Origin of the sequence: Actinokineospora pegani, from assembly GCF_009745975.1 — a bacterium.
Taxonomy (GTDB): domain Bacteria; phylum Actinomycetota; class Actinomycetes; order Mycobacteriales; family Pseudonocardiaceae; genus Actinokineospora; species Actinokineospora pegani.
Window position 1 is genome coordinate 45,750 of sequence record NZ_WHOL01000068.1, and the last position, 26,821, is coordinate 72,570.

The window sequence follows — 26,821 nt, forward strand, 5'->3', positions numbered from 1 at the left end:
GTTCTCCCGTGCGAGCGGAGGTTGTCGGCCGCAGACGCGGCGAGCCGGTGTCGGTCACCCTCGCGGCCCCGAGGGTGACCGACCGCCTCCGTCAGCCTCCCTCGCGGGGGTGGCCGGGGTACGTGCCGAAGTGCCAGGCGTTGCCCTCGGGGTCGCGCAGGGCGAAGTCGCGGGAGCCGTAGTCGGTGTCGAAGGGGGCGGTGGTGATCTCCGCCCCCGCCGCGACCAGCCTGTCGTGCAGGGCGTCGGGATCGGCGGTCACGACGTAGGCGCTGAACGCGCCCGGCGGGGTGACCTTGGCGCCGCCCTCGCGCTCCTGGCCGAGCATCACGCCGCCGCCCTCGGGCCAGGCCAGTTCGGCGTGGTGCACGACCCCGCTGTCGTCGCGGTGGGCGGTGGTCTCCTCGAAGCCGACGGCGTCGACCAGGAAGCGGATCAGCGCGTCGGCGTCCTTGGCCCGCAACGTCGGCCAGACCTGGGGTGCGGGGGTGTTCGCGTTCGGTGTGCTCATGCCGGGGAGTCTGCCGCCGCCACCGGGGCGCCCGCTTGGACGATTCGGAACTCCTCGGCCAACCAGGTGGTGGGCGCGCACCCGGCGAACTCGCGGAAGTCCCGGACGAAGTGGGACTGGTCGCAGTACCCGTGCGCCGCGGCCACCGCGGCCACACTCTGCGGGGCGCCCGCCAGCGCCCGCCGCGCCCGGTCGAACCGCACCACCCGCGCGGCCGTCTTCGGCGACAAGCCCAACTCCGTGGCGAACCGACCGGACAGGTGGCGAGTGCTCCACCCCAGCTCCCCGGCCAACGCCGCCACCGACACGGTCCCACCCGACCCCAGCAGCCGCCCCCAGGCGTGGCGCACCCTCGGGTCGACCTCCCCGCGCTCGTCCATCCGGGACAGCAACGCCCGGTCGAGCACGGCGAACCGCCGCGCCCAGGTGTCGGCTCGCACCATGCGCTCCCGGATCTCACCCGCCACCGGCCCGAGCACGTCCCCCGCGTCGAGCTCGATCCCCGCCAGCTCACCAGCGGGGCAGCCCAGCAGGACCCGGGCGCCGAGCGGGTTGAGCGACACCTGCACCCCGGACTGCCTGCCGCCGTAGGCGATCAGCGCGGGCACGGCGTCCAGTCCGGCGAGGAGGGAGCGGTAGCTGCGGGTGCCCACGCCCGGACCCCGGTGCTGGGTGATGACCAGCGGGTCGTCCAGGGTGAAGATCAGTGTCAGGTACGGGGACGGAAGGCCGCGGTGCACGGCAGGCGTGGTTCCGCTGTCCCGGTAGCCGCTGTAGTAGGAGGCGTAGGGACGCAGCGCGGCGGAGGGCAGGCCGCGCACGTACTCGCTCAGCTCATCCATCACCGCCAGCCTAGGCGTAAGTCGTTCGGGTGGTCGCCCGCCGCCTGCCCCGGCCTCGACGGCGGGGAGCGGCGAGCGAGGGTCGGCAGTTCGGATGGTGTGCCACCGCGGGTGCTGACCTCGGCAGTCGGAAGCGGCGACACTGGCGTGGCACGGCTGAGAGCGCCGACGAGAGGACGCCGACCATGACCGACACGAGATCGCTCGAGGAACAGATCGCCGAGCGCGTCCAGGCATCGTCGCTGGGGATCGCGGTCCGCGAGCCGGTGAACGGGCCGTGCCAGGGTGTCTACATCGACAACCCCTACAGCGCCATCAACCCCGACGTCGAACACCGGTTCGGCAGGAGCAAGCAGCATCCCCGGCCCGATCGCACGCCCAGCCCGACGATACTGAAACCCGAGCTGACCGAGTGGGAGGCCAAGGCCTTCGGCTACGACAATGCGCCGCCCCCGTACGAGGAGCGCGTCAACGCGTACTTGCAGTGGGGCGCCGACCGCGCCGTCAGGCAGCCGTTCACGGGGGTGTGCGAGAGCTTCGTGTGCGTCACCATGGCCATCCTGATGGCCAAGAACAGCCCCCTGCCGACAGGAGCGCGAGCCGAGTACATCGGCGTCGTGCAGGGACTCATGACAGGCCACGCCATCGTGGTGGTCAACCGCGCCAACGCCACCCAGCGGACCGGGGAGGCCGTCCCCTCCCCCACCGCCTGGGGTGACGACTGCTTCGTCGTGGACCAGTGGTACGCCCTCCAAGCAGGGACCTCCCCCGTCCTGCACGTGGCGGGCCCGCACGCCGACCAGGCCTATGTCTCCTTCCTGACCGACAAGACCAACCGCACCTACGTCTGCGGTGTGTTCACCAAGGACGGCAGGCGACCCCCGATCGCGGCGCGCAGGCAGGGCTAGGTCCGCTCCGCTGGTCGCCCGGCGGTGTCGACCGCTGGTTGTCGGTGGGGCCGAATACCATCCGGGCATGCACGCATCAGCAACGTTCACCGTCGCCGGCTTCACGCCGACCGCGGTGCCGAGCCCCGAGGTCACGACCGCCCTGGCCGTGGGCGTCAGCACGATGTCCAAGCACTACGACGGCGAGGTGGAAGGCCGCTCCGCGACCTTGTTCACCGCCGCGTACGACCAGGCCAGCGGCACGGGGACCTACGTGGCGATGGAGTCCTTCGAGGGCACGCTGCACGGGCGGCGGGGCACCTTCAACTTCGCCCACTCCGCGACCACCACGGGCAGCGACCGGCAGGACGAGTTCTTCACCATCGTCCCCGGCAGCGGGACGGACGAGTTGACGGGCATCACCGGCGCGGGGGCGATCGCGGTGGACGCGGACGGCACCCACCGGATCACCTTCGACTACGAACTCGACCGGTAGGGCTTCCGCCGAGCGCGCGCGACGGTGGCCTCGGCCCAGCGGGTGATCACCCACCCGGCGACACCCGCGACGGCCAGGGTCAGGACCAGCAGCCCCGTCGGCCGCCAGGGCCAAGCCCCGCCTGCCAGCGCGAGGTGGCCTGTCGGGTACTCGATGAACTTGCCCGCGGCGGTGGCGCTCCCCCGGTCCGCGTTCACCGCCAGGTCCAGGAGCGCGCCGTCGAACCCGTTCACCCTGCTGACTGGGACGCCGTGGTCGGCGGCCCACCCGCTCAGCCCCGGGTCGTCGGTGGTGAGCACCAGGCGGTCGAGGTCGGCGGGGGCGGTGGCCAGCAGGCGCAGGCCGTGCTTGGTGCGCGTCGGGGACCGCAGGGCCACCGGCGTGGTGCGCGCCGCGAAGGACGAGCCGGAGTAGACCTCGAGGGCGGCGGCGAGGTCGAGTTCGTCGACCCCCGGACCGACACCGACCCCCGTGCTGGACCGGCCCCAGGGGAAGGCGGCGTTGAGGGCGTAGGGCAGGTCGGCGAGGGCGTAGCCGTGCGTCGGGATGTCCGGTGACGCGGTGCGGGACCAGCCCGGGTAGGCCGCCCGCGCGCCCGCCCGGTCGGCCTCCTCCGGGCCCACCACGCGCTCGATGGCGCGCAACGCGCCGATCACGCCCGAGCTGACGCCCGCGGTGGTGATGACGTTCCCGTCTTCGACATACCGCCTGCCCGCCAACCACTCCACGGCCGGGTGGCTGTCGCGCATCCCGTCCACCTCCGACCAGAACGTGGTGGCGGAGCGGCCATCGAGCACGCCCGCCGCGGCGAGGACCTTCGCGCCACTGCACACCCCCAGCACCAGCGCGCCCCGCGCGGCCTGCCGCGCGACCCACCGCCGCAGCGCCCGCTCCCCCGGCCCCGACCAGTCGACGACGGCGGGCACGACCACCACGTCCGCGGCGTCGACCGCGGCGAAGACGTCGTCCGGCACGACGTGCAGGCCACCGGAGAGGGTGACCGGCGACAGCTCCTCGGCGACCACCCGCACCGCGAACCGCGATGACCCGGCGAACACCGAGTACGGGGCCAGCACGTCGGCCGCCACCGACCCGGTCGCGCCCACCGCCACGGCCACCTCGACCCGGTCCGGGGGCGGAGGCGGGGCGGCGGTCCAGCGCTCGGCCGGCGGCGCGGGGAAGGCCGCAGCCATCGACGCGGTCACGCCGAGAACGCCGACACCCGCGGAAAGGGCGATGGCGACGAGAACTCCGACAACGCGGAACAGCATGGAAGGGCCTCTCAGGGATGCGCCGCTCAGACGCGCAGCGAGGATGGTGCGACGCCGAGGCGGTCGCGGTAGAGCCTGCGGAGTTGGCGGGCGTCGCGGAACCCGGTGCGGGCGGCGACGGCCGAGACGGTCAGGTCGGTGCTGGTCAGCAGGTCCTCGGCCATGGCCAGGCGCAGGCGCTGGTGGAACTCCAGCGGGGTGATGCCGGTGGCCGAGGCGAACGCCCGGCTGAGCCCGCGCGGCGACAGGTGCACCCGGTCGGCCAGGTCCGCCAGCCGGTGCGGGCGGTCCAGGTTCTCGGCGATGTGGTCCTGCACGGCGTGCACGGCCTCGTCGACGTGCGCCCGGTGGCTCAGGAACGGGCTGAGCTGCGCCCCGCCACCAGGTCTGCGCAGGTACACGACGAGCGCGCGGGCGACTGACGCCGTCACGGCCGGTCCGTGGTCGCGGTGCACCAGCGACAGCGTCAGATCGATGCCCGACGCGACACCCGCGCTGGTGCTCACCGGCCCGTCGTGGGTGAACAGGACACCGTCCTGGACCTTGGCGCGGGGGTAGCGGGATCGCATGGGCTCCACCAGCTCCCAGTGCGTCGTGCACCGCCTGCCGTCGAGCAGACCTGCCTCGCCGAGCGCGGCCGCGCCGCTGCACACAGCGGCGAACCGCGCCCCCCGATCCGCCGAGCGGCGCAGCCAGGCCACCAGATCCGGGTCGACCAGGCGGCCGGAGCGTTCGACACGGGGACCGGGAACCAGAACCAGGTCGCCAGCGGACACATCCGGCAGTGGGGCAAGGTCCGCCAGCAGCAACCCCTGCGCGCTCCGCGCCCTGTCCTCGACTCCGGCGTAGCTCAGCCGGTAGTCCGCGCCGCAGTGGTTGGCCGCGTCGAAGACCTGGACCGGTCCCGCCAGATCAAGGAGGTTGACCGCGGGTTGGACCACCACCACGACCCGTCGCGCCCTGTTGTCCACGCCAAGACCGTATGCCGATCGACGCGGACACCGGTGGACGGCTTGCGGACGGATCAGGTCACCGGTGGCGGGCTGTCAACGCCAGGACCTCTGGTCTGACCCGCGGTGGACCACCGGTTTCGCCACCCTCGCCGGCGAGATGGGGGTCGACTGTGCGGTTGAGCGGCGTGGGCAAGCGGTACGGCAGCGGCAGGGCGATCCTGCGCGAGGTGGACCTCGACCTGGTCCCCGGCGGGGTCTTGGCCGTCTCGGGCGCCATCGGGTCCGGGAAGTCGACCCTGCTCAAGATCATCGCCGGGGTCTCCCGGCCGTCCAGCGGTCGAGTGCTGGATCGACCGCGGCAGGTCGGGTACGTGCCTGAGCGCTTCCCGTCCGACGAGCGGCTCACCGCGCGCAGCTACTTGACCCACATGGGGAGGCTGCGCGGGATGAGCACACGGGCCGCCGCGGAGCGGGGGGTCGCACTGCTGGATCGACTCGCCCTGGCCGGGGGTGTGGACACGCACCTGCGGAAGTTGTCCAAGGGCAACCTGCAGAAGGTGGCGGTGGCGCAGTCGTTGATGGTGCCGCCCGCGTTGCTGGCCCTGGACGAGCCGTGGTCCGGGCTGGACCGGGGCGCGCACGGGGTGCTGGGGCAGCTCATCGACGAGGTCGCCGAGGCGGGCGGGGCGGTGGTGTTCACCGATCACCGCGAGTCGGTGGTGGCGCTCACCGCCGACCGCGTGTGCCACCTGCGGCAGGGCCGCGTCGTGGTGACCGGGGCCGGTCCGGCTCAGTGGGTGGCTGTGACGCGCGTCGTGCTGCGCCCGCCCGCACTGGCGGGTCCCGCGCTGGCCGACCCGTCGCTGCACGAGGTCCTCGACGTGCGCGAGGAGGATGGGGCCGTGGTGGCGCGTGTGGACGCCGAGCGCTCGGACGCGTTCCTGCTGGCCGCGCTGCGACGGGGTTGGTCGGTCGTACGGGTCGAGGAGGTCGGGCGGTGATCGCGCTCGTGCGCTACACGGCGTCGATCATGTTCCACTCGCAGCGGTACCTGCCGAGCGCGCTGGTCTTCGTGGCGTGCATGGGCGTGTTCGCCAACGGCGCGGGCGACCAGCCGGTGGTCCCGATCTTCGCGCCGATGACCGGTGCGGCCCTGGTCTGCTCGGCTTGGCTGGCGGTCACGCTGATCAACCTGGAGGACCCGGTCCAGCGCTCGATCTCGGCGGTCAACTCGGGCCGGTCGCTGCTGGTGGCCGTCGTTGTCGTCGTGCTGCTGGCCTCGATGGCGCTGGCGGCGCTCGTGGTGGCGCTGCCCGCGGTGCTGGGCAACGACCGGGTCACCACACTGGACCTGCTCACCGGGGCGGTCGCGCTGGTGGCCGCGTCCTGCCTGGGGACGGCGATCGGCCTGATCACCTCACGGCTGGTCGTGCGCAGGCCGGGGCACTCGCTGCTGTCGACCCTCCTGCTGCTGGTCGTCGTGCTGCTCACCCGCGGCCTACCGCCGATCAACCCGCTGATCCTGCGCCTCGCGCGCACCGAGTCGGCCGGCGGCGAGGTGCTGGCCGACACCGCCCTGGACGCGGGGGTCGCTGTGGTGGTGCTGGTCCTCTGCGCTGTGCTCACCCGGGCGGTCTCCGCCCGGCGGGAGTGACGGTCGGAGCGGCTACGCCGCAGACCCCCGGGCGCGGACGTGCGCGGCGAGGCGGGTGAGGTCGTCGGCGCGGTCGGCGGGGACTAAGACGAGCGGTTAGCAGTCGGAGTCGATGTCCGGGACGGCCAGCGCCGCGTCGGCGCGCTCTCGCGACCGGTCGCCCGCTGCCGCCAGGACGTCCACGAGCGCGATCCACGCAGACCCGGGAACCGCGCGTCGGTCCCCCGGTCATCGAGGCCGTCGGCGTGGCGTCTCGCGGTGGTGTGGACACGGGGGTGCTCCCGTGGTGAAGGTGTGCTCCATTGTGGAGGAGTGCCCCGGCCAAGCACCCGGTCAGGGTCTACCCGCTCAGGAACTCCGGTAGCGCAGCAGCACCTCGGCGCCCTGGCAGGCGTCTTGGAGCTGGTCCTTGTTGACGAAGCTGATGCGCGCGCCCGAGAAGACCGCGGACTCCCCCGGCCCCAGCAGCCGGGCGACGGGCATCCGGGTCTCGGTCAACCGGTAGTCCGAGGCGTCGCACTCGCCCGCGACCGCGCCCCGCGCCTTGGTGACGCCCGCGATCCCGACCGTGATCGCCGCCACGCGGGTGCTCTCCGGGGCGTCGTTGGTGACCCGGCCGCTGATCAACTGGGGTGCCGCGCCGGGGCGCAGGTTCTCGTTCACCGAGGTCTGCTCGATCCGCAGGAGGCACACGGTGTCGGCGGACGCGGGGCGCTCCGCCGTCGCCAGGGCGCCCAGCAGCAGCAACGGCAGCAGGGCGAAGGCTGCGCGCCCCCGGGCCGACCGCACCAGCAGCACACCCGCGACCACGGCCAGCGCGGCGATCGCCAGCAACAGCGCCAACGGGGAGCCGGTGTGCGCGAGGGGAACCTCTTCACAGGTCATTGCGCGCGCCTCACGAGAAGGACCGGAGGGTGGCCGTGGCGGACGCGAACCCGGAGGACGCCGCCGTCACGGTGGAACCGGGGTTGAGCAGGTACGCGGGGGTGAACGTCGTGGACCCGGTGGAGACCGACGCGCCGTGCGGGATCGTCAGCGTTGTCGGGGTCGTGCCGCCGGTCGTCGTGGACAGCGTGATGGTGATGGCCTGACCGACGTTGACCACCGCGTTCCCCGCGCCGTCGACCAACTGGACCTTCGATGTGACCGTGCCGTTGCCCAGGAGGGAGAAGCAGTAGGTGTAGGTCAGCGCGGCGGGTGTGCCGGTCGGACCCGCGCACCCCGAGGTCGTGTGGTCCACCCAGTTCAGCGCTGTCGGCGCGGCGATCACCTGGAACGGCGTGCTCACGGCCGGGGTCAGCGCGCCCGAGGTCGCGGTCAGGGTGTGGGTGCCGACCGCGCTGACGAGGCACCCGGTGAAGGTCGCCACGCCCGCGACGGCGGCCTTGGCGGTGCAGGTGAGCGTCGCGCCGCCGGGGGTGGTCAGGGCGACCGACACGGTGGCGGTCGAGCTGGTGACGACGTTGCCGCCCGCGTCCTGGATCGCGACGACGGGCTGGGTGTGGAAGGCGCGCCCGGCGAACGACGTGGCGGGCGAGGCGGTGAACACCAGCCTCGACGCGGCCCCGGCCGTGATGGCGAACGGGGAGCTGGTCGCCGACGTCAGCCCGGTGCTGGCGGCGGTCAAGGTGTACCCGGCCCCGGCCCGGTTGACCGACAGGCCGGGGAACGTGGCGACCCCACTGGCGTTGGTCGTCGCGCTCACCGTCCCGGACAGCGTGCCGCCCGCGGGGTTCGCCCCGATCGCGACCGTGATCGTCCGGCCCGCGCCCGGCGCCGCGGCGCCGCTCGCGTCCTGCACGACGACCTGGGGCGCCGGGGAGATCGCCAGCGTGGCGGTCGCGTTGGTCGGCTGCACGGAGAAGGCCAGCTTGCTCGCGGTCGACACCACCACCGGGCCGCTGGCCGCGCTGGTCGCCGTCCACGACCGGTAGACCGCGACGACCCGGTAGGTGTGGGTCCCGGCGGCCACCCCGGTGTCGTCGCACGACGTGCCGGTGATCAGGGCGGACGGGCTGCTGGCGCAGGCGGGGGCGCTGGAGTCGCGCAGGACGTAGTAGCCGGTCGGGGCGGGGGAGCCGGTCGAGCCTGTCCAGGAGACCGCGACCGTGGTCGAACTGGTCGGGGGGACGGTGACACCGGTGGGCGCGGCGAGCGTCGTGGTCACGCCGCTGCCGCTGCCGGCGCCGGTCGCCGTCCAAAAGGCGACCGCTGGCGTCGCCACGAGGGCCATCACCACCAGCCCGGTGAGCACGCCGAACAAGACGGGCAGCCGCCGCGCACGCCACACGTGAGGGCGTCCCATGCTTGTTCCTCTCGACCTGGACCGGGCGGGACGTGGCGCGTGGCCGCACGGGGTCCACCCGTCGCGGCCACGAGCCGAGATCCCTTAGCCGGCGACGACCCGCAGCGGGACGACGGCGTCCTTGCACCCGTCCTGGTTCGAGGGCAGGTTGTTCATCGTGACCGTCACCGTGCCGTCCACGTCGCCACCCGGGGCGATCTCGCCGTAGGCCACGGCGGGCGTGCCCACGGTGTAGTCGGCGGCCGAGCACCCGGCCACCGCCGTCCACGGCGTGCCGTCGGCGTTGGCCACCGTGACCACCACGCTGGTCAGGTTCTGCGCGCCGGTCCCGGGGTTGGTCACGGTGAACGGCACGGTCTGGCTCGGCCCGCCCGGGCTCAGCGGGCCACCGGTCGCCGCGGCGGTCGTGACCACGAACGCGGCGCTGGTCCCGGTCGTGGCGGAACCGGACCCGGTGCCGGTCGAGCTCCAGTAGGCGTAGGCCAGGCCCCCACCCAGGACCAGCACCCCGGCGACCGCACCGACCACGACAACGCGCTTCTTCGTCGACCTCATCTTCGGAATCTCCTGCTGAGTCCAACCAGGACTGCGCCGTTCCCGTCGCGGTCATGACGAGCACCCCGTCACAGTTGGGATATCGAGGGATGACTCCGTTCAGTTACCGCACACAGCTCTGTTCACCCGATGGTGTCGTCCTCTACGGACAGTGGGTCGTCTTCGGACGGTTTGAGGGGGCCGATTCCCCCTGGCCCAAGGGGAAATGGACCAGGAATGTGACGTCATCGGCCCGTGCGGCGAAACGGGTGACGGGGCGGACAGCACGCGGTCGCCCCTGGGGCGCGACGCGCTACCGGGAGCGGTGAGCGGGGTGTCCCACGCGCCTCCGGTGACCGCGTCCCGGGCAGCCGCTCGTCCGCACTGCGGCGCACGCGCGCCACAGGGTCGCCCATCGATCGCTGAGGGTGACCCACCGGGTACGGTCGGGGGGTGCGGGCGCGGGAGAGGGACAGCCGGGCAGTGGCGGCGGTGGCGGACTGCCTCGCCGCCCAGGCGACCGCCGGTGGCCCGTGGCCCGATCTCGCCGGGATCGCCGAGGTGGTCCTCCGCGCCGCCGAGCTGACCGGGTGCTGGCTGACCGTCGGCGGCCGCCGGGTCGGCCGAGGCGGGGACCGGGACCCGTGGAGCACCGTCGTCGCGCACGGCGGCGAGGCCCAGGGCGCCCTGGCCATCACCCCCGCGTCGGCCGGTCCCCTGCCCGGACTGGCCCGTGCCCTGGGCCCCGTGCTGGCCACCGCCCGCCTGGCCGCCGAGACCGACGAGTTCCGCCGCGTCGGCGACGCGGCGGCCCGGGAACTGGCCGACGGCCGCTGGCGGGCGGCCGCCGAGATGGACCGGGAACGCCGAGGCCTGGAACGAGACCTCCACGACGGCGCGCAGCACCACCTGGTCGCCTTGCGGATGGCGGTCGGCCTGCTGGAGCACACCCTCACCGCGAAGGGCCCCGCCGCGGCCCGTGACCGCTTGGACGACCTGCTGTCCCGCCTCGGCGCGGCGGAGGAACTGGTGCTGCGCACGGCGTCGGGCATCCTGCCCCTGGTCCTGGTCTCCGACGGGCTGTCGGCGGCGCTGGCGGCGCACCTGGGCGACCACGACGACGTCGGCCTGGACGTGGACGCGGAGCTGCGGCGCTACCCGGCGGCGGTGGAGTCGGCGGTGTACTTCGTGTGCATGGAGGCGGTGAACAACGCCCACAAGCACGCGGTGGGGGCGGCCATCTCGGTGCGGCTGCGGGATTCGGTGCGCGGCTTGGAGTTCGAGGTCCGCGATGACGGGCCGGGGTTCGACCCGGCGGCGCTGCCGCCGGACGCGGGGCTGCACAACCTGCACACGCGGGCGGCGGCGGTGGGCGGATCGGTGCGGGTCACCTCGGCGCCGGGGACGGGGACGACGGTGACGGGGTTCGTGCCGCTCTGAAACGCGCGCTGCCCCCGGCGAGGCGCCCGCCGGGTTCGCGGGCCGTGTGGCTACTGGGGGGTGGAGGTGTCCCAGGGGAAGACGCGGAGGGGCGTGGCTGGACGGGACTCGGGGTGCGCGGCGGCGATCTCCTCGTCGTCCAGTAGGAGGGTCTCCCGGATGAAGTCGCCGGTGAGGCGGACCGGGGCGGGGCCCGCCGGGTTGAACAGGACGTCGACGTCGTCGGGCAGGGTGATGACGAGTTCGTCGAGGTCCACGCGGTGCCAGGCCGGTGGGGTGAGGCGGGCCCGGTGGGGTTGGCCGGTGGCCACGACCACGCAGGGCACGCCGTCGGGGGCCGCGGCGACCAGGGGGCGGCCGTCGGGGTTCACCGCCAGGTCGACGAGGGTCTCGCGGAGGACCAGTTGGATGTGCCGGGTCTCGGCGCGGGAGTGGAGGAGGAGGCGGAGGGCGGCGTCGAGGGGGTCCGAGGGCGAGTTCTCGTCGGTCGGGCGGTAGTCGGGGTTGGCGCGGAAGCGGCCCAGGGCGCCGTCCTCGCCCACCGACCACACGCCCGCCACCGCTTCCAGTGGGGGTTCGTCGTCCTCGGCGGTCGGGCGCCAGGCCGGGTCCATGAGCAGGAACCAGTTCCCCAGCGCGCCCTCGGTCGTGGTGTCCATCGGGGTCCTCCCTCGTCTCCTCCGAGCACGGGCGCCGGGGGCGGCCGGGTTCACAGCCAGTCGGGCCAGCTCAGGGTGGCGGGCGTGGTGCGCTCCCCCGGGCGGGAGTCGACCGGGTCGGCGCCCGCGGGCTCGATCAGCTCGGCGGCGCGGGGCGGCAGGTCGACCCGGCGGGGCGCGCCGTTCTCGTCGACGCCCTCCAGGGTCACCGACCGCACCAGGCCCGCGAACTCGGGGCGGGTCGCGAGGAAGGCCAAGACCACCGTCCACAGCTCGTCGGCACGCGGGTGGCCCTCGACGGCCTCGGCGACGGCGAGCAGGTTCAGGTCGCCGCCGCGGTCGAGCAGGTCCCGCACCAGGGCTTCGATGACCCACTTGGCCGCCTCGTCCACCGGCAGCCCGGCGAGCGATTCCGCCGTGGGCTCCTCGGCGTCGACGTCCTCGGCGTTGCCGGGGGTGAAGCCGGTGAGGCCGGGCAGGCCCGCGAGGCGGGCGAGGTCGGGCAGCGCCTCGTCGCCGGGCAGGCCGCCCGCCGGGGCGGGGCCCGCGCCCGCGAGGGCGTCGCCGTGCAGGTCGGCGACCGGGTGGCCCTTCGGCACGGCCATCAGGCCGCTGCCGCCCGCCCAGCCCGCCGGGCTGCGCACCACCTCCGCCGCCGGGCCCAGGTCGTCCGCCCGCAGCCGGGGGTCGGCGTGGACGCCGCCGAAGCGGGACAGGATCTCGTTGGCGGCGATGGCCGCGGCCGCGTCGCGGCCGTGCCGGGTGCGCCGCTGCAGCTCGGAGGCGAAGCGGTCGTGCCGCGTCATCGGCGCCTCGTCGTGGAAGACCTCGTTGACGTCGACCAGGGCGATCCCCGCGCCCTCGGCCAGCTCGTACAGGTCGGCGACGGCGGTCAGGTGGTCCAGGTCGAACCGCTCGTCCTCGCCGCTGTCGTCGTGGCGGACCTGGGTCAGCACGGGCCAGCGCCCGAGCCGCCGCAGGGCGTTGGCGATGTCGGCGCGGGACACGTCGGTCCAGAGCACCGCCTTCCACCGCTCGCCCGCGGTCTGGGCCGTGTGCACGAGGTTGTCGCGCAGGTGCGGCAGCGCCCCCGCCGCGCGCACCGCACCGCCCAACCACACCGAGTGCACCAGGCGCGGCAGTTCCAGCAGCTCGGGCAGCGGCGGCAGCCGGTGGTCGCCCGCCCAGGTGTAGCGGCGCTCGCCCGCCGACGACCGCTCGACGGCGTTGTCCGGTCCCGCCGCCAGGGCGGGCTTGGTCAGGTCGTCGTGGGTGGGGTCGGGCTTGGTGAGGTCGATCCGGTTGAGCAGCTCAGCGCCCTCGGCCGCCGTGAGGTTCGCGTGCTCCTGGCCCGCCAGGTGCGGTTGCGGCGCCCGCGGGGCGGGGGGAGCGAACACGCCCGACTCCGGGGCGCCCGCGTCGTCCGCGGCGGTCCACAGGTCGATCACGGCCGGGAACACCGCGTCGACGCCGTCGTCGCGGGCGTCGCCGTCCGGGGCCGCCTCGCGGTTCGGGGTCACGTCGCGGTCCGGAATCGCCTCGCGGTCCGCAATCGCCTCGCGGTCCGCAATCGCCTCGCGGTCCGGGGTCGCCTCGCGGTCCGGCGTGACACCGCTGTCCGGGGTCGCGTCGCCCAGGGTGACGGCCGAGTGCGTGCCCCCTCCCGGGAACAGCGCCGCCGGGGCGTGCGCCTCGCTCTCCCGCGCCCAGGTGGCGAACTCGTCGGGGGTCAGCATCGCGGGGTTGGCGTTCTTCGGGTCGTTGAGCACGAACACCTGCGCACCCGCGGCCCGGGTGGCCTGGACGTGCACCGCGTGGCCGGGGGTGGTCGCCACGGTGCCCGCGCTCCGCGAGAGCCGCTGCCAGAACGCGTCCCGGTCCCCGGGGGCGCCCAGCTCGGGGGTGAGGGGCACCGACGCGGCCTCCACGTCGTGGCCGAACAGCGAGCCGTCGGGCTCCATGGCGAGCTGGCCCTGGATCTTGTTCACGTAGACCCGGCCGTCGATCCCCTGGAACCGGCGCGAACCGCGGTCGAGGGCCAGCGGCAGGGCCACCGACGCGCTCAGCAGCCAGTTCCCCGGCACGAACTTGCGGGTGAGCACCGGCACCGTCTCGACGGTGAGGTCCGCGGGGGCCAGCTTCTGGGTCGTGCGCGACCACTGGTCGGTCAGCTCGAGCCACTGCCTGCGGTCGTTGGAGCCGGTTTGGTCGCGGGTGGCGAGGTCGAGCGCGCGCGCCTCGATGGTGTCGAACGCCGCGCGCGCCTCGGCCACCCGGTCGCGGACCAGTCCTTCCTGGCTCCGGCCGATCCGGTCGGCCCGGGTCCTGGCCTCGGGGGTGGCCCGGTTCACGCTGCGCTCGGCGCCGTCGGCGATCGCCCGGCCCACGTGCAGCAGGCCCGCGAGGGTCGGGACCCGGCCGCGCACGCCGGTGTTGACCACCGAGGCCACGCAGGTGTTGAGGAAGACCTGCTCGTCGTGCCCGGTCGCGGCGAACAGCGACTCGGCGAGCGCCGCGGGGTTGTCCCGCAGCGCGGTGGACAGCGGCTGCGCGGCCAGCGCGGCCCGGACGTCGGGGTTGATGTTGACCTGGCCGAGCGCGGCGAGCCGGACCGGCAGCGGCGCGGCGGGCGGGACGGACAGGTCGCGGGCCACGGACGTGCGCGCGGTGAAGGGGTCGACGCCCCGTCCGAGGTGCTCGCCGAGGTCGTCGAGCAACTGGGTGAGCCGCGCGGGGGTGACCGGCTGCACGGCCCGGACGGAGACGGCCGATCCCGGGTGGCCTGCCACGGCCAGCTCGCGGGTCGGGACCAGCGAGGCGGCGAGCAGCGCGTCGGTGACCAGGCCGCGCACCCGGGCCCCGGCGGCCTGGTCGGTCATCCCGGCGAGCGCGCGGTCGATGACGGCCAACTGGTCGCGGGTCCCGGCGGGCAGGTCGTGGTGGCGCAGCTCGCTGCCCCTGGACAGCTCGGCGAACTCGGCGGCCTTGGCCCGCACGTCGGCCATCGGCTCGGCCAGGTGGGTCAGGCCGCGGGTGGCGTTGCCGTAGGCGACGGCGGTGTGGAACTGCGGGGTGTCGCGCGGGTCGGTCTGCCGCACCTCGATGGTGGTGCGGTGGGCGTCCTCGCCGAGCTTGGCGGGGGCGGGGTCGCCGGTCGTCTTGATCGTGATGTCCGCCGCGCGCACGGTCGGCCGGTCGCCCTGCAGGTGCTCCAGGTGGGCTTGCAGCTCGGTGCGCAGCAGGTCGCGGACGTGGGCGGCGCGGGCGTGGGCGGTCTCGGCGGCCGAGGACGGCAGGCCGAGCGCCGAGCGCGGGGCCAGGCCGGACACGTCGATGGCGGGCAGCGGCAGCCCCAGGTCGTGGCGCAGGACGGCGCTGCGGGCCACGCCCCGGACGATGCTGTTGAGCGAGAGCCGCTCCACCTCCGTCAGCGTGGTGCTGCCCGCCTCGAAGCGGACCCTGGTCCGCGGGGTCGAGGTCACCCCGCCCACGCCGTCGACCACGAGCGGGTTGGCCGGGCCGGGGGACTCGTCGCTGTAGAGCACCGCCTGCTGCTCGAAGAACGACTCGCCCGGGGCCTTGGTGTACATCTTGAAGTGCCACTTCTCGGGCAGCTTGATCGGGTTCAGCTCGGCGGCCATGACGTCCGCTGCGCGGGTGTAGGCCGGGGTCTTGGTGATGGCGTCGAAGGTGGTGGCGGGCGACTTCGACCAGCTCGACTCGAGGTCCTTGAGCGCCCGGGCCAGCTCCAGCCGGCGGGCGGTCCCGGCGGGCGGCGGCGTGCCCGCCGCCGCCGCGGCCGCGGTGGCGGTCTCCAGCTCGGTGACGATCCGGGCGAACTGGCCCGCGTGCGCCTCAAGGTTGCCCTCGATCGCCTTGCGCACCGCCTGCGTGTTCTCCCCCTGCCTGGCGTAGTTCTCCAGGGTGATCTGGGAGCGGCCGTCGGCGCTCTCGGCGATCACGGTGGCGAAGTGGTAGCCGGACGGGTCGAGGACACCGCCGTCGCGGGCGTGGTTGACGCTGTAGTCGCGGGCCCCGTCGACGCCCTCGACCGGGACGGACAGTCGGACGTAGGCCTGACCGGGCTTGGCCCAGGCGAACTGGTTGACGCCGGTGCGCTCGGCGACCTCGTCCATCCGCGACCGCCGTCGCTGGTTGGCCTCGGCGTGGTTGAGCGCGGACCCGTAGGCCTCGCCCGGCCGGGGTCCGCCGGGGCCGCCGGTGCGGCGCCCGTCGCGTCCCACGGCGGCGGCGGCCCACTGGGCGCCTGTCCGATCCGCCTGGTTGTCGTCGACGGCCTTGGCCATGGCGCCCGCCAGGTGGTAGGCGCCGGTGACCTCCATGCCGTCGGAGGCGTTGACCCTGGCCGGGATGGCGCCGCCGTCCTGGTCCTGGAACAGCAGCGCGTCGACCTCCGCGCCGAGGACCCGGGTGGCGAAGTCCCGGCAGACGTCGATGGAGTCGAACATCCGCGGGACGACCCGGTGCAGGGTCTGCTTCGCGCCAGTGGCGTCGACGACCACGTGGGCGTCCTGCGACACCAGGTCGACCTCGCTGCCCAGGCGCCGCAGGACCTCCTGCGCGCTCTTGAGCACCTCGGGGGTGGCGAAGAACTCGCGCGCCTGGATGGTCTCGTGGGCGCCGTTGACCGACCGCGTGCCGTTGATGGCCAGCGTCGTGTCGCCCGAGACGCGCAGCTCGGGCCGGTCGTGGCTGATCGGGCCCTCGGACACCCGCCCGAAGGCCGGGAAGCCGCCGTCGGTCCGGGCGCTCTCAGGCAGCAGGGACGGGACGGACTCGAACAGCGGGCCGCCCGCGGTCTCAGCGCGGTAGGCGGAGGTGAGGGTGGGCGCGGGAACCGCGGGTTGGTCGCCCAGCTCCACGCCGCCGCGCTGCGCGGTCCGCATCCCGCCGTGGTCGGGGAAGGACCTGGTGCCGTCGGGGTGCAGGGTGACGGGGGTGTCCGGGCCGCGGACGGCGCCGTTGTAGCCCTCGTCGCCCAGCAGGCCCGCCAGCCCGTCGAGCCGGTTGCCCAGGGCGGGGTCGGCCACCCGGCAGCTCAGGAACACCAGCTCCGAGTGCTGCCGCCAGCTCTGCCCGCCGGGCAGCGCGGTGCCGCGGAGCAGGCGCAGCACACCCGCCTCATCGATCCGGACCTCCTTGCCGTCGGACTTGCGCTGCACGGCGAAACCCCGGTCGGAGTGGTGCATGGCCACCGAGTAGGCGCCGTCGTCGCCGACACCGCGCTGGAACGCGGTCTCCAGGCTCGCGGCCTCCTTGGCGGTGCGCGGGAAGGCGACGCCGACGACCTCGCCCGAGGAGTCCTTCAGCGGGGTGAACACCACGTCGTCGAGGTCGACGTGCCCGGGGGCGAGCAGCGACGACAGCGGGAGGGGGTTCTGCGCGGTCCCGGGGGCGTGCGAGGTGGTGGGCGCGTCCTGGATGGCCATCTCGACGCTGGTGTGGCCACCGTCTCCGGGGCGCCAGCCGCCCGGGGGCCGCGGGCCGCCGAGCGCCACGGTCTCCGACGCGGGCGCGACGTCGATGACGACCGCGCGCCTGCGGGTCGGCAGGTCCGGGCCCTCGGTGCGCGGGTTGTTCCGGTCCGAGCCCGCGACGACCGTCGGCCGGACGTCGGACACGCGCGGCAGCGTGGACTGGTCGCGGCCGCCCAGCTCGTAGCGGCTGCGCTCGCTGTCGAGGTGGTGCATGAGCAGGTCGGCGACGGCCTGGGCGCGGTCCAGGCCGGTCGCCCGGCCGCCGAGGCGGGCGTTGCCGTAGCCGACGACGGTGATCGCGGGCGGCGGCTCGTCCGGCCCGCGCTGCATCATGTCCTGGAACAGGCCGTAGGCCAGCGCCTGGACCTGCCGCCTGCTCTCGACCTGCTGCCTGGACAGCGCGTGGTCGGCGGTGGTGGCGCCGAGGTCGTGCTGCCTGGTCTCGAAGGGAATGGTGATCCGGGCGGGCACGGGGGTGGGCGCGGGCCGCAGGCCCATCGCCTCCTCGTAGAGCGCGAAGTGCTCGGCCGGGTCGATGCGCGTCGGGAACTCGAAACCGGACTCCGACACCGGGGACGCCGGGGCGGGGCTGGGCGTCCGGGCCTCGGCCTCGCGGCCGTCCGGGACGAACTCGAAGTGCTCCGGCATGACCGGCTCCGGGGAGCGGCGCATGCGCATGGGGGGTGGGACCGCGTGCACGCGGGGCTGGTCCCGGGGGATCTGGTGCACCTCGACCGTCTCGTCGAAGCGGACGCGCCGCGTGGCCGCCTTGTTCTCGGCGGCGGCCCGGTCCAGGTCGCGGACGAGGTCTTCGAGGTCGAACGGGTCGGAGTGCCGGGCGGGCTGCTCCACGTGCGGCGCCGCGGTGCGGGCGGCGTCCCAGTCGACCTGGTCGAGCGCGTGCTCGTCGGGGAACCGGCCGTCGACGGCGACCTTGTCGCGCAGCACCTGCTCGGAGACCGGGCCGAAGCGGTGGTAGCGGCCGAAGTTGTCGTCGTAGACCAGCGCCGGGTCGACGAGGGCGGCGGCGCGCATGACCTCGTGGTAGGTGTGCTGGTGGGTGGTGTGCATGAACCCGAACAGGCCCGCCCGCAGCAGCGGGAGGTCGAGCTTGGCCCCGTGCGCCTCGTTGAGCATCCGCGCCATCGTGAGCAGCAGGTAGGTCGAGCCCGAGGTGCCGGTGCTGACCAGGCCGCCGGTGTGCTCGGCCCCCTGGTGCAGGCTGTCCGGCGTGGTCGACGGGCCCGCGGCGCCGTCGGCCTTCGGCGGGAGGTAGAACTTCATGTCCATGAGCAGCTCGGCGGGCAGCCACCGCAGTTCGCCGTCGCGCACGGAGAAGGCCCGCTCCCGCGCGCTCAGCGGCGGGTTGACCGCGTCGGGGTCCAGGGCCCGGTGCCCCCGGGACGCCTCGGCGATGAGCTGGTTGCTCGTCTCCCAGCTCAGGTCCTGGTTCGCCTTGATCCTGCCGATCTGCTCGCCGAGGTCGGTCGCGCGCCGCTGCGGCCGCTCCGCCAGCACCTCGGGGTGGCGGCTGTGCAGCTCCTTGAGCGACAGCGACCGCTCCAGGAAGTCCTCCCGGGCGATGGACCACAGGAGCGTGGCCCGCTCCCGCAGGTTGCCCTGGGACACCACGGCGTAGTTCTCGCCGTAGCCCTTGCCCACCCCGCCCGCGAGTTCGTGCTCGTTCACCCCGACGAACGCCTTGGACCTCGGCGGCAGCCGCTTCCACACCTCCGCCGCGAACCGCCCGAACTCCGCCTGGACGTCCGCGCGCCCCATGACGTGCTCGGCCAGCCTGGCCTCGAACTCCTCGGCCTGCCGCAGGTACTCGACCCGCGCGTCGACCCAGCTCCGGTCGAACGCGGACAGCTCGGACAGCCGCCGCGAGTTGTCCGCCAGGTCGGCGTCGGACCGCCCGGGGGCGCCGTCCTCGTCGCCCAGGGTCACGCTCTCGAGAGGCCGTTTCGCGGCATCCACCTCGGGGGCGAGCTGCTTGCCCCGCGCCGCCTCACCATCCGGGCTCTGCTCCGCGGAGACGGCGCGGTTCTGCTGGGGGGTGGCGCCATCCTCGATAACCTTCGGCAACTCCGGCGCGGACTGCTTGCTCCGCACCGCTTCACCATCCGGGCCCTGCGCGACAGGGACAGCACGGTCCTGCTGAGAAGTGGCGCCATCCACGACGACCTTCGGCAACTCCGGCGCGGACTGCTCGCCCCGCACCACCTCACCATCCAGACCCTGCGCGACAGGGACAGCACGGTTCTGCTGGGGGGCGGCGCCATCCTCGACGACCTTCGGCGACCCCGGCGCGGACTGCTCGCCCCGCGCCACCTCACCATCCGGACCCTGCGCGACAGGAACAGCACGGTCCTGCTGAGGGGCGGCGCCGTCCGCACGCGCGGTGTCGCTCTGCCGCGTGGTCTTCGTCGGTTCCGGGGTGGGCTGCGTGGTGTTGCTCGACTCGGCGGGCGTTCGCGGGGCCTGCTCGGGCACCGGCGGGGCGGTGGGGCGGGGCGGGTTCGCGAGGCGGGCGTCGGCCAGAGCGGTCTCGTAGGCGGCGTGGGACTTCCACCACTCGGCGGCGGCCAGGTCGCGCTGGGCGGTGGCCTCCAGGCGCTCGGTGCCGAACGCGTCCGCGTCGAGCGTGTGCGGCATGCCCTCGAGCTTGACGACCGCCTTGTTCCACTCCTCGCCCTTGGCCTTGAGGTCCTTCACGGCGTCGACCAGCGGCTGGGGCAGGGTGCTGTCGTTGCCGCGGATGACGAAGGCGTCGTGGACGGGCAGGTAGGTGCCGCCGGAGTGCTGCCACAGGTGGCGGTCCTTGCCCCGGGAGACGAAGCGGAACTCGGCGGTGCGCAGGTCGGCGCGGGTGATGCTCTCGGCGGGCTTGACCGCGTCCGGCGAGTGGGGGGTGGTGACCGAACCGGTGCGCTCGCTGGTCTCGATGGCGCCGACGTCGGACTTGGCGGCGAAGGGCAGGCGCTTGCGCGATCCGCCGATCACCGAGTTGAAGTCGCCGCGCTGGCCCACCTTGTCGTTGCCCGCCGGGTGGGCCGAGCCCGCGTTGGCGGTGGCGGTGCCGCCGGACTTGTACTCGTTGCCGAACTTGACCTCGTCCTTGACCTTGGTGGCGGACTTCGTCGAGTCCTTGACCTCGACGCTCGCGCTGGCCGAGGCGAGCCTGCCGGGCTCGGGGAAGCGGACGTGCACCTCGAGGTCGCGGCCCAGGTGCGGCGGCAGCGGCAGCACGAACACACCGCGCTCCATCGCGGGCAGGCCCGCCTTGAGCGCGGCGACGGTCAGCCCGTCGCGCAGCGCGGCGACCGTGGCGGAGTCGACCTCGACCCCGGAGAGCTCGATGGCCTTCTGCGCGGCCGCCCGCAGGTCGGCGAGCTCGCCGAGGAAGTGCTCGACGTGGAAGGTGCCCTCGGGGGGCAGGCCCGCCGCGCCCTTGCCGCGCCAGGTCTCCAGGCCCGCCGGGGTCCGCCCCTCCTTGCCCACCGTGGTGGGCGCGTCGGCCTCGCCGTAGGTCGAGCGGGTGGGGGCGGGCAGGGACTCCTCGGGGAGCTTGACGACGGTGGCGTCCACCGGGCCGCTGAACGCCTGGGCGACGACCGCGCCTGCCGACTCCTTGCCGTTGGCGTCGACGGTGAACTCGCGCTGGATGGTCAGGTCGAACGCCAGTTTGGACTCGAAGGCGGCCATCGGCCCGGAGGCGGTGGCCGACTGCTTGTGGTCGACCTGGGTCTCGGTGGTGGTCTTGTGGTCGTACTTGCCCAGCTCGACCGCGCCGTCGACGCCCGCGGTGACGGTGCCCTGCGTGTTGCCGTGGCCGGTGGTCTTGGTCGCGTCCTGCGCGGTCGTCGCCTCGGCGGCGCGCAGGCCGGGGCGGGCGGCGGCGCCCGCGGCGAGGGCGGTGGCGCCGTGGGAGCGGTCGGCGGTGCTCTTGCTGGTGGCCTTGTCCGCCGAGGTCACCTGGCTGGCGTGGTCGATCCCGGCGAAGGCGGGCGCGGTGTGGAACCCGGCGTTGAGGGAGGCGTAGTAGGTCTTGCCGGAGAGCCGGTCCTCGAGGCGCAGCGGGAGGGGGTTGCCGCCCTGGAAGGAGTTGTTGACCGACCGGTGGGCGTTGGCGAGGTACTCGGTGAGCGCGCCGACGTTGTCGTGGTCGGCCCCCAGCGACGACTCCGGCAGCAGCCGGTCGGCGAGGCCCTTGTCCTTCTTGTGCGTCGCCTCCCACGCCTTGAGCGACTGGCGCACGTCGTCGACCATCGAGCGCAGGTCGATGGTGTTGGTGACCCGGCCGATGCCGATCGAGGGCTTGCCGGACCGCACGAGCGAGGCGGGCGGCGGCAGGGTCTGGCCCTCGACGGTGGAGAACGGGCGGGGCGCGGGCGCGGGATGACCGTTCATGACGGCGATCTGCTCGTCAGTGGCCCACATCAGCGCCGACCTCGTCAGGTCGAAGCTCTCGCCCTCGCGCGTGATGTTCTCCGCGCTGGGCCGCTTGAGCTTGTTCAGGTTGCCCTTGTACAGCGCCTCACCCACGACCTCGACGCCCAGGTCGGCCAGGACAAGGCGCTGCCTGACCGGCACGCCGTGCTCGTAGGCGGTGCGCTCGACGCTGGTGATCTGCCCGGCCGCGTTGCGGCCCCAGCGGAACCCGCCCGGGGCGATGTCGGCCAGGAACATGCCCAGCGCCTTGACGACGTCGCCCTTGGGGCTCGGCACGCCGAAGAAGCCGGTGTTGGTCATCCCGACCGAGTGCGCGGTGCCCTTGCCGGAGGCGAAGCCCGCCCGGTCGCCGATGCGGTCCTGGATCGTCTTGAACTCGGCGGCGTCCAGCGGCCTGGCGTTGGTCGGGGTGAACACGACGCCCGCGCGGGCGTCGAGGTCGGCGACCCGGCGGCCCCAGTGGATGCCCTCGACCTTGGTCACCTCGCTGAACAGGGTGGGGTTGCGCTTGAGCGCGTCCGGGCCGAGCTTGGCGTCGTAGGCCGCGGTGTTGATCGCGTCCGGGAAGGTGATGGCCGGGTCGTTGTCGGTGGCCCGCAGCAGCGAGTCCTTGATGGACTTGACGACGTGCTCGCTGCCGAGCACCGTCACCAGCTCGATGTTGTCGAGCGCGCGCGGCCCCGCGGTGAGCCGGTCGACGGGGGCGGGGCTGTCGGTCTGGTTGTGGTCGCGCACCTCGACGGTGACGGGGTCGGGCCTGGTCGTGCTGACCAGGGAGTCCGGCACCAGCAGCTCGAGCTCGACGACGTGCTTGGCCGGGGCGGCCGGGGTGGCGCCCGCCGCGGCCGGGGTGGCGCCCGCGACCGGGGCGGGCTTGGTGATCGCGCCGACCTCGATGAGCTCGGGCACGGTGCGCCCCGGGGTGAAGCTGGGGGTGACGCCGCGGGTGCGCTCGTTGAGCCGGTTGTACGACCGGACCTCGTGGGTGATCTCCAGGTCGGTGCGGAACTTGTGGAACGTCCGCTTGCCCAGGTCGCCGTCCTCGGTGAGGCTGTCGCCGTCCTTGCGCACGACCGACGACTTGCTCCCCGATTCCAGGGTGCTCGACCGGGTCCGCTCCTGGGTGTACTTGAGCTCGTTGATGTAGGTGGCCGACGCCGGGCCCGCCTTGGCCTGGACCCGGGTCTGGCCGCCGAAGCCGCCGGAGGTCTTCGCGCCCGCGCCGAAGACCACGCCGCCCTTGTTCTTCGCGGTGCTGCCGCTCTCGGCGTCCTTGACCGTCTGGGCGGGGACGTCGACGAGGTCGCTGAGCTTGGCCTTGAGGGTGACCACCGCGTGGTACTCGCGGAAGGCGCCCTTCCTGGCCAGGTCGACGGTCAGCCCGGACGGCGAGAGCATCGTGTCGACCAGCAGCGCGAGGTGCTCCTCGGACAGCGCCTGGGCCAGGTTGTCGCCACGGGAGAGCAGGTCGGTGATCTCGCTCTGGAAGGTGCTCCACTTGGCCAGGTGCGGCGAGTCGAACGGCGCGACGAACGTGCGCGAGCTGGCGTGCCACCACTGGTGGCCGGGGGTCTTCACCAGCAGGTCGGCGATGGTCTGGCGGAGCTTGCCGCTGTCGAGGTAGTCGCTGATCCTGGCCCCGCCCAGGGAGATGAGGGATTCCATGTGCGCGGGCCCGTACAGGGTCCGCCGCGCGGGGGCGGGCGTCGGGTTCCCGGTCATCCCCGCGTGCTCGGCGCGGTCGGCGCGGGTGAGCTGCACGGTCTCGACCTCGCCCAGCAGGGGCACGGCCGCGCCGCCGATCTTGCGCATCTCCAGGCCGTAGACCGCCCGGTAGCGCACGACGCCGCCGGTGGTGGCCAGCGTGTCCTTCGCGATGGTGTCCCTGGTGACCTGCTGGGCCTTCTCCTTGACCACCCCGACCGCGATCGCCGGTCCGGAGGAGACGTAGCCGGGCCCGGTGTCGGTCCCGACGCCCACGTGCAGGGTGAACGCGCCGCCGCGGCTGGCGCCCGCCTTGTCCGAGGACTCGAAGGTGATGGCGTCGGTGTCGGTGTGCTTGGCATCGGCCAGCGTCTCGATCACCTGCACCCACTTGGCGACCGCGCGGACCTCGACCTGGTCGGTGCCGAAGTCGAACCACCTGCCCGCCTTGCCCTTGTGCAGGACCTCGTCGGCGCGCACCCAGCCGTCGTCCTTGCCCGCCCTGGGGATGACCTTCTCGATCAGGGTGGGGACCGACACCAGCTCCTGCAGCGCCTTGCGCCCGCTCGCGCCCACCCGCATCAGGTGGTCGGCGAAGTGCGGCTTGGCCTGCTCGAAGAACCCCGGGTGCCCGTGGGTGTCGATGTGCGCCTCCTCGACGGCGAAGCGCCGGGGCAGCTTGCTGGTGGCGGGCAGCGTGGTGTCGCCGACGGCGTCGGGCTTGAGCGTGGTCGGCACGCTCAGCTTGACGCTGCCGTCCACCGAGCCCGCCCGGGTCACCGCGGGGTTCTTGGCGTCGGTGAGCGTGAACGCGATCTTGACCGGGACCTCGACGTCCTTGAGCGACTTGACCTCGACGGCGCTGGTCTTGGACGTCTTGACGCCTGCCTTGTGCTCCTGGGCCAGGGTGGGCGCCCCGGGAGCGTCGACGCTGGCCACCACGACGAGCGGCGGGACCGCGGTCACCGTCGCCTGCGCCCGCACCACGCCGTCGCGGCTGCTGGTGGACGACTGCTCGCGCTTGGCCTCGACCTTGGTGCTGGCCTTGGCCTTGCCCAGCTCCCCGTCCTTCTTGGCGTCCGGCTTCTCGACGACCTGGAGGTTGTCCCAGTCGAAGATCGACTTGAGGGTGAGCTCCCTGGGCTTGCCCTTGACCCAGATGGTCCTGGGCGTGCCGTCGCCGATCAGCGCCAGCACGTTGCCCTCGACCAACTCCTTCTGGATCTTGGCGATCTCGGGGTGGCCGGCCAGCTCGGGGTGCTGGGCGGTGATGGCGGCGGCGAAGTCGGGTCCGGGGAAGGTGACCTTGTCGATCTGCTTGGTGGGACCCGCGCCGAGGTTGTCCCGGAGGTACTTGGGGAGCTTGTCGCGCACGGCCTGCCAGATCGACTTCTTGTCGTTGCCCGGGTTGGGGCTGCCCTCGGGCTTGGCGAGGTCTTTGAGCTCGATGTCCTCCCGGATCTCGGGCAGCCTCGGGACTCCGCCGCGCGACCGGCCGCCGTTCGACGGGTCCGGGGTGGGCGGGGTCGGCGGCTCGGCGAGCGGGCCCTGGCTGACCAGGTCCGGCCGCGGCGCGGGGCGGGGCGGGACCGGCGGCGGGGTGGCCGGGTCGGTGAGCGCGTGGTCGAGCACCGTGCCCGCGTTCTTGGACACCTCGTCGATCCTGGCGATCCCCTCGGCGGGCAGTCCCGCCTGGACGGCGTGGTCCTCGCCGAGCCCGGCGAACCGGAGGACCTGGGGCAGCAGGCCCTCGGCCCCGGCCCGCACGTCCCACGCCAACTGGGTGGTCGCCCGCTGGTCGCCCTTGCCCGAGTCGAACACCTCCACCGGCACCGCGCGGCTCGGGTCGGCCTCCCAGCCGGGCTCGGCGCCGTTGCGGATGCCCGCCGCGATCGTGAAGTGCGCCTGGTCCCCGTTGGGGAAGCGCGACCGCTGGTTCACGTTCTCGTCCAACAGCCGCTGCACCTGCTCGACCAGCGCCAGCCTGCCCGCCCCGTCGACGCCCCCGGCCTTCGAGTGCAGCTCGAGCGGGATCGTGAACTCCCGCACCCACTTGCCGTCGGCGACCTCGAACCGCCGCACGTCGTAGCGGGTCTGCGTGACGGTCCCCGCCCGCTCCCCGTTCCTGGGCGGCGCGAACTCCTCCTCGCTCAACCGCGTCGGCCGCGCGGAGTCGCGGCGTCCGTTCCAGTCCTTGGGCGAGACGAAGCCCGTGCTCGGCGTGTTGCCGGGGCGGCTGGTGGTGGACGGGGTGGTCCCGTCGACCGCGTGGGCCGCCACCGCGAGGGCGGCGACGGCTTCCTGGTCGGGGGTGAGCGCGGTGGGGTCGGTGTTGGACCGCTGCGGGGCGGGGCGGGTGGTGCTGGGCTGCTCGTGGGGCTTGGGCGGGGTGGGGCGCTGCTCGGCGGTGGGGGTGTCGGGCTTGGTTTCGGTCTTGACCGCGGGGGTTCCGGGCTTGGCAGCGGGGGTTTCGGCCTTGGTAACGGGGGCTTCGGGCTTGGCAGCAGGGGTTTCTGTTTTGGTGGCAGGGACCTCGGGCTTGACGACGGGGGTTTCTGTCTTGGTGACAGGGACCTCGGGCTTGGCGACCAGGGCTTCGGGCCTGACAGCAGAGGTGCCGGACTTGGCAGCAAGAGCCTCAGCCTTGGCAACAGGCACATCAGACTTCACAACGGGGGTTTCGGCCCTGGTAGCGGAGACCTCGGGCTTGACGACAGGGGTTTCTGTCTTGGTGACAGGGACCTCGGGCTTGGCGGTGGGGACCGTGGAGGTGGTGGCAGCGGGCTGGTTCGTGGCTGGAGCAGAGCGGGCGGTGGCGTCGGCGCGGGAGGGGGTCTCGGGACGGGTCTGGCTTTCCGGGCGGGCGGGGGACTCGGTGCGGGGCGGGGTGGACTCCGGGCGGGCCTGCGTGTCGGGGCGGGTCGGAGTGGACTCGGGGCGGGGGGTTTGCTGCTGGGCGGCGGGCTCGGCGCCGGGGGTGCGGCTCGGGGATTGGGGGGTGGGGATCTCGGGCACCACCGGGCGGGCGGCAGTGGGCTGGCCGGAGGCGGCGGGCCTCGGCTGCTGCTCGGGGGTGGCCTGCTGGGGCTGGGTGGGCGCCGGACCGGACTGGGCCGGACCGCTGGGCAGGGGGGTCGAGTTGGGCAGGGGGGTGCCAGCGGGGCGATCGGTGAGGGGGGTCGGGGGCGGCGTGCTGTCCTTGGCCCGGGCGGGGGGCGAGTCGGGGTTGGTCTGCTGGGTCGGGGACTGCGGTTGCCCGGCCGTGGCGGTCTGGGGCTTGGGGGCGTTGTCCTGGGGGGCGTCGGCGCGGGTCGGGCTCGCGGTGGTGTTCGGCTGCTGGGTCGGGGCGGGGCCCGAGGACGTGGTACCCGGGTTCGCCTGCGGAACCGCCGGGGCCGGGCCGCCGGATGTCGTGCTGGGCAGGGTGGGCGTGCTCGGGCGGGAACCCGTGGTCGGCTGAGCGGTGTTCTGCCCCTGGGCCGGTGCCGTGGACTGGTTGGGGCCAGCGGTGTTCTGCCCCTGGGCGGGCGCTGCCGTGGTGGAGCCGGAGGTGCCCTGGACCGGCACAGCCGCCTGACCGGGAGCAGCACCGCCCTGACCCTGGACCGGCACAGC

General features: G+C 73.9%; 14 protein-coding genes. 5 read left to right on the forward strand and 9 right to left on the reverse strand.

Going from position 1 to position 26,821, the window contains the following annotated elements; all coding sequences use genetic code 11:
* Positions 1-91: 91 nt before the first annotated feature.
* On the reverse strand, positions 92-511 hold the full coding sequence (locus GCL84_RS10485; protein WP_156755221.1) for a VOC family protein: 420 nt from the start codon (positions 509-511) through the stop codon (positions 92-94).
* Positions 508-1,353: a helix-turn-helix domain-containing protein gene (locus tag GCL84_RS10490; protein WP_156755222.1), complete on the reverse strand. Its 846-nt coding sequence runs from the start codon at positions 1,351-1,353 to the stop codon at positions 508-510. The genes GCL84_RS10485 and GCL84_RS10490 overlap by 4 nt, the downstream gene beginning before the upstream one ends.
* A gap of 185 nt (positions 1,354-1,538) precedes the next feature.
* On the opposite strand from GCL84_RS10490, the gene GCL84_RS10495 reads away from it, so the two are divergent.
* On the forward strand, positions 1,539-2,261 hold the full coding sequence (locus GCL84_RS10495; protein WP_156755223.1) for a hypothetical protein: 723 nt from the start codon (positions 1,539-1,541) through the stop codon (positions 2,259-2,261).
* Between the two features lie 67 nt (positions 2,262-2,328).
* Entirely contained in the window at positions 2,329-2,736 is a 408-nt protein-coding gene (locus tag GCL84_RS10500) for a DUF3224 domain-containing protein (protein WP_156755224.1), read from the forward strand.
* Here GCL84_RS10500 and GCL84_RS10505 read toward each other — a convergent pair.
* Both GCL84_RS10505 and GCL84_RS10510 read right to left on the reverse strand, forming a co-directional pair.
* A complete protein-coding gene (locus GCL84_RS10505) occupies positions 2,718-4,007 on the reverse strand; it encodes a DJ-1/PfpI family protein (RefSeq protein WP_156755225.1) in 1,290 nt (429 codons plus the stop codon). The two genes, GCL84_RS10500 and GCL84_RS10505, sit on opposite strands and share 19 nt — an antisense overlap.
* 26 nt (positions 4,008-4,033) lie before the next feature.
* On the reverse strand, positions 4,034-4,978 hold the full coding sequence (locus GCL84_RS10510) for a GlxA family transcriptional regulator (RefSeq protein ID WP_156755226.1): 945 nt from the start codon (positions 4,976-4,978) through the stop codon (positions 4,034-4,036).
* Positions 4,979-5,145: 167 nt separating this feature from the next.
* Here GCL84_RS10510 and GCL84_RS10515 point away from each other — a divergent pair, with 167 nt between their 5' ends.
* Both GCL84_RS10515 and GCL84_RS10520 read left to right on the forward strand, forming a co-directional pair.
* Positions 5,146-5,961: an ATP-binding cassette domain-containing protein gene (locus GCL84_RS10515; protein WP_235926136.1), complete on the forward strand. Its 816-nt coding sequence runs from the start codon at positions 5,146-5,148 to the stop codon at positions 5,959-5,961.
* A complete protein-coding gene (locus GCL84_RS10520) occupies positions 5,958-6,614 on the forward strand; it encodes a hypothetical protein (RefSeq protein WP_156755228.1) in 657 nt (218 codons plus the stop codon). Before GCL84_RS10515 ends, GCL84_RS10520 begins: the two co-directional genes overlap by 4 nt.
* 348 nt (positions 6,615-6,962) lie before the next feature.
* Here the strand turns inward: GCL84_RS10520 and GCL84_RS10525 are convergent, their stop codons facing one another.
* From GCL84_RS10525 to GCL84_RS10535, 3 genes are all read right to left on the reverse strand, one after another.
* Positions 6,963-7,499: a hypothetical protein gene (locus GCL84_RS10525; RefSeq protein WP_156755229.1), complete on the reverse strand. Its 537-nt coding sequence runs from the start codon at positions 7,497-7,499 to the stop codon at positions 6,963-6,965.
* A 10-nt stretch (positions 7,500-7,509) separates the two neighbouring features.
* Positions 7,510-8,919 carry a fibronectin type III domain-containing protein gene (locus tag GCL84_RS10530; protein ID WP_156755230.1) on the reverse strand — a complete coding sequence of 470 codons (1,410 nt, stop codon included), beginning with the start codon at positions 8,917-8,919 and terminating at the stop codon, positions 7,510-7,512.
* An 84-nt stretch (positions 8,920-9,003) separates the two neighbouring features.
* Positions 9,004-9,474, reverse strand: a complete 471-nt coding sequence (locus GCL84_RS10535; protein ID WP_156755231.1) for a hypothetical protein — start codon at positions 9,472-9,474, stop codon at positions 9,004-9,006.
* A gap of 432 nt (positions 9,475-9,906) precedes the next feature.
* On the opposite strand from GCL84_RS10535, the gene GCL84_RS10540 reads away from it, so the two are divergent.
* On the forward strand, positions 9,907-10,893 hold the full coding sequence (locus GCL84_RS10540; RefSeq protein ID WP_156755232.1) for a sensor histidine kinase: 987 nt from the start codon (positions 9,907-9,909) through the stop codon (positions 10,891-10,893).
* Positions 10,894-10,943: 50 nt separating this feature from the next.
* Here GCL84_RS10540 and GCL84_RS10545 read toward each other — a convergent pair whose 3' ends face one another.
* Both GCL84_RS10545 and GCL84_RS10550 read right to left on the reverse strand, forming a co-directional pair.
* Positions 10,944-11,552, reverse strand: a complete 609-nt coding sequence (locus tag GCL84_RS10545) for a type VII secretion system-associated protein (RefSeq protein WP_156755233.1) — start codon at positions 11,550-11,552, stop codon at positions 10,944-10,946.
* Positions 11,553-11,602: 50 nt separating this feature from the next.
* Complete coding sequence (locus tag GCL84_RS10550; protein WP_156755234.1) at positions 11,603-26,773, reverse strand: hypothetical protein; 15,171 nt, start codon at positions 26,771-26,773, stop codon at positions 11,603-11,605.
* Between the last annotated feature and the right edge of the window lie 48 nt (positions 26,774-26,821).

What these genes read in the sequence shown, in the direction of transcription:
- GCL84_RS10485 (WP_156755221.1), bottom strand. Translation starts at nt 511, where the DNA reads ATGAGCACACCGAACGCGAACACCCCCGCACCCCAGGTCTGGCCGACG.
- GCL84_RS10490 (WP_156755222.1), bottom strand. Translation starts at nt 1,353, where the DNA reads ATGGATGAGCTGAGCGAGTACGTGCGCGGCCTGCCCTCCGCCGCGCTG.
- GCL84_RS10495 (WP_156755223.1), top strand. Translation starts at nt 1,539, where the DNA reads ATGACCGACACGAGATCGCTCGAGGAACAGATCGCCGAGCGCGTCCAG.
- GCL84_RS10500 (WP_156755224.1), top strand. Translation starts at nt 2,329, where the DNA reads ATGCACGCATCAGCAACGTTCACCGTCGCCGGCTTCACGCCGACCGCG.
- GCL84_RS10505 (WP_156755225.1), bottom strand. Translation starts at nt 4,007, where the DNA reads ATGCTGTTCCGCGTTGTCGGAGTTCTCGTCGCCATCGCCCTTTCCGCG.
- GCL84_RS10525 (WP_156755229.1), bottom strand. Translation starts at nt 7,499, where the DNA reads ATGACCTGTGAAGAGGTTCCCCTCGCGCACACCGGCTCCCCGTTGGCG.
- GCL84_RS10530 (WP_156755230.1), bottom strand. Translation starts at nt 8,919, where the DNA reads ATGGGACGCCCTCACGTGTGGCGTGCGCGGCGGCTGCCCGTCTTGTTC.
- GCL84_RS10535 (WP_156755231.1), bottom strand. Translation starts at nt 9,474, where the DNA reads ATGAGGTCGACGAAGAAGCGCGTTGTCGTGGTCGGTGCGGTCGCCGGG.
- GCL84_RS10545 (WP_156755233.1), bottom strand. Translation starts at nt 11,552, where the DNA reads ATGGACACCACGACCGAGGGCGCGCTGGGGAACTGGTTCCTGCTCATG.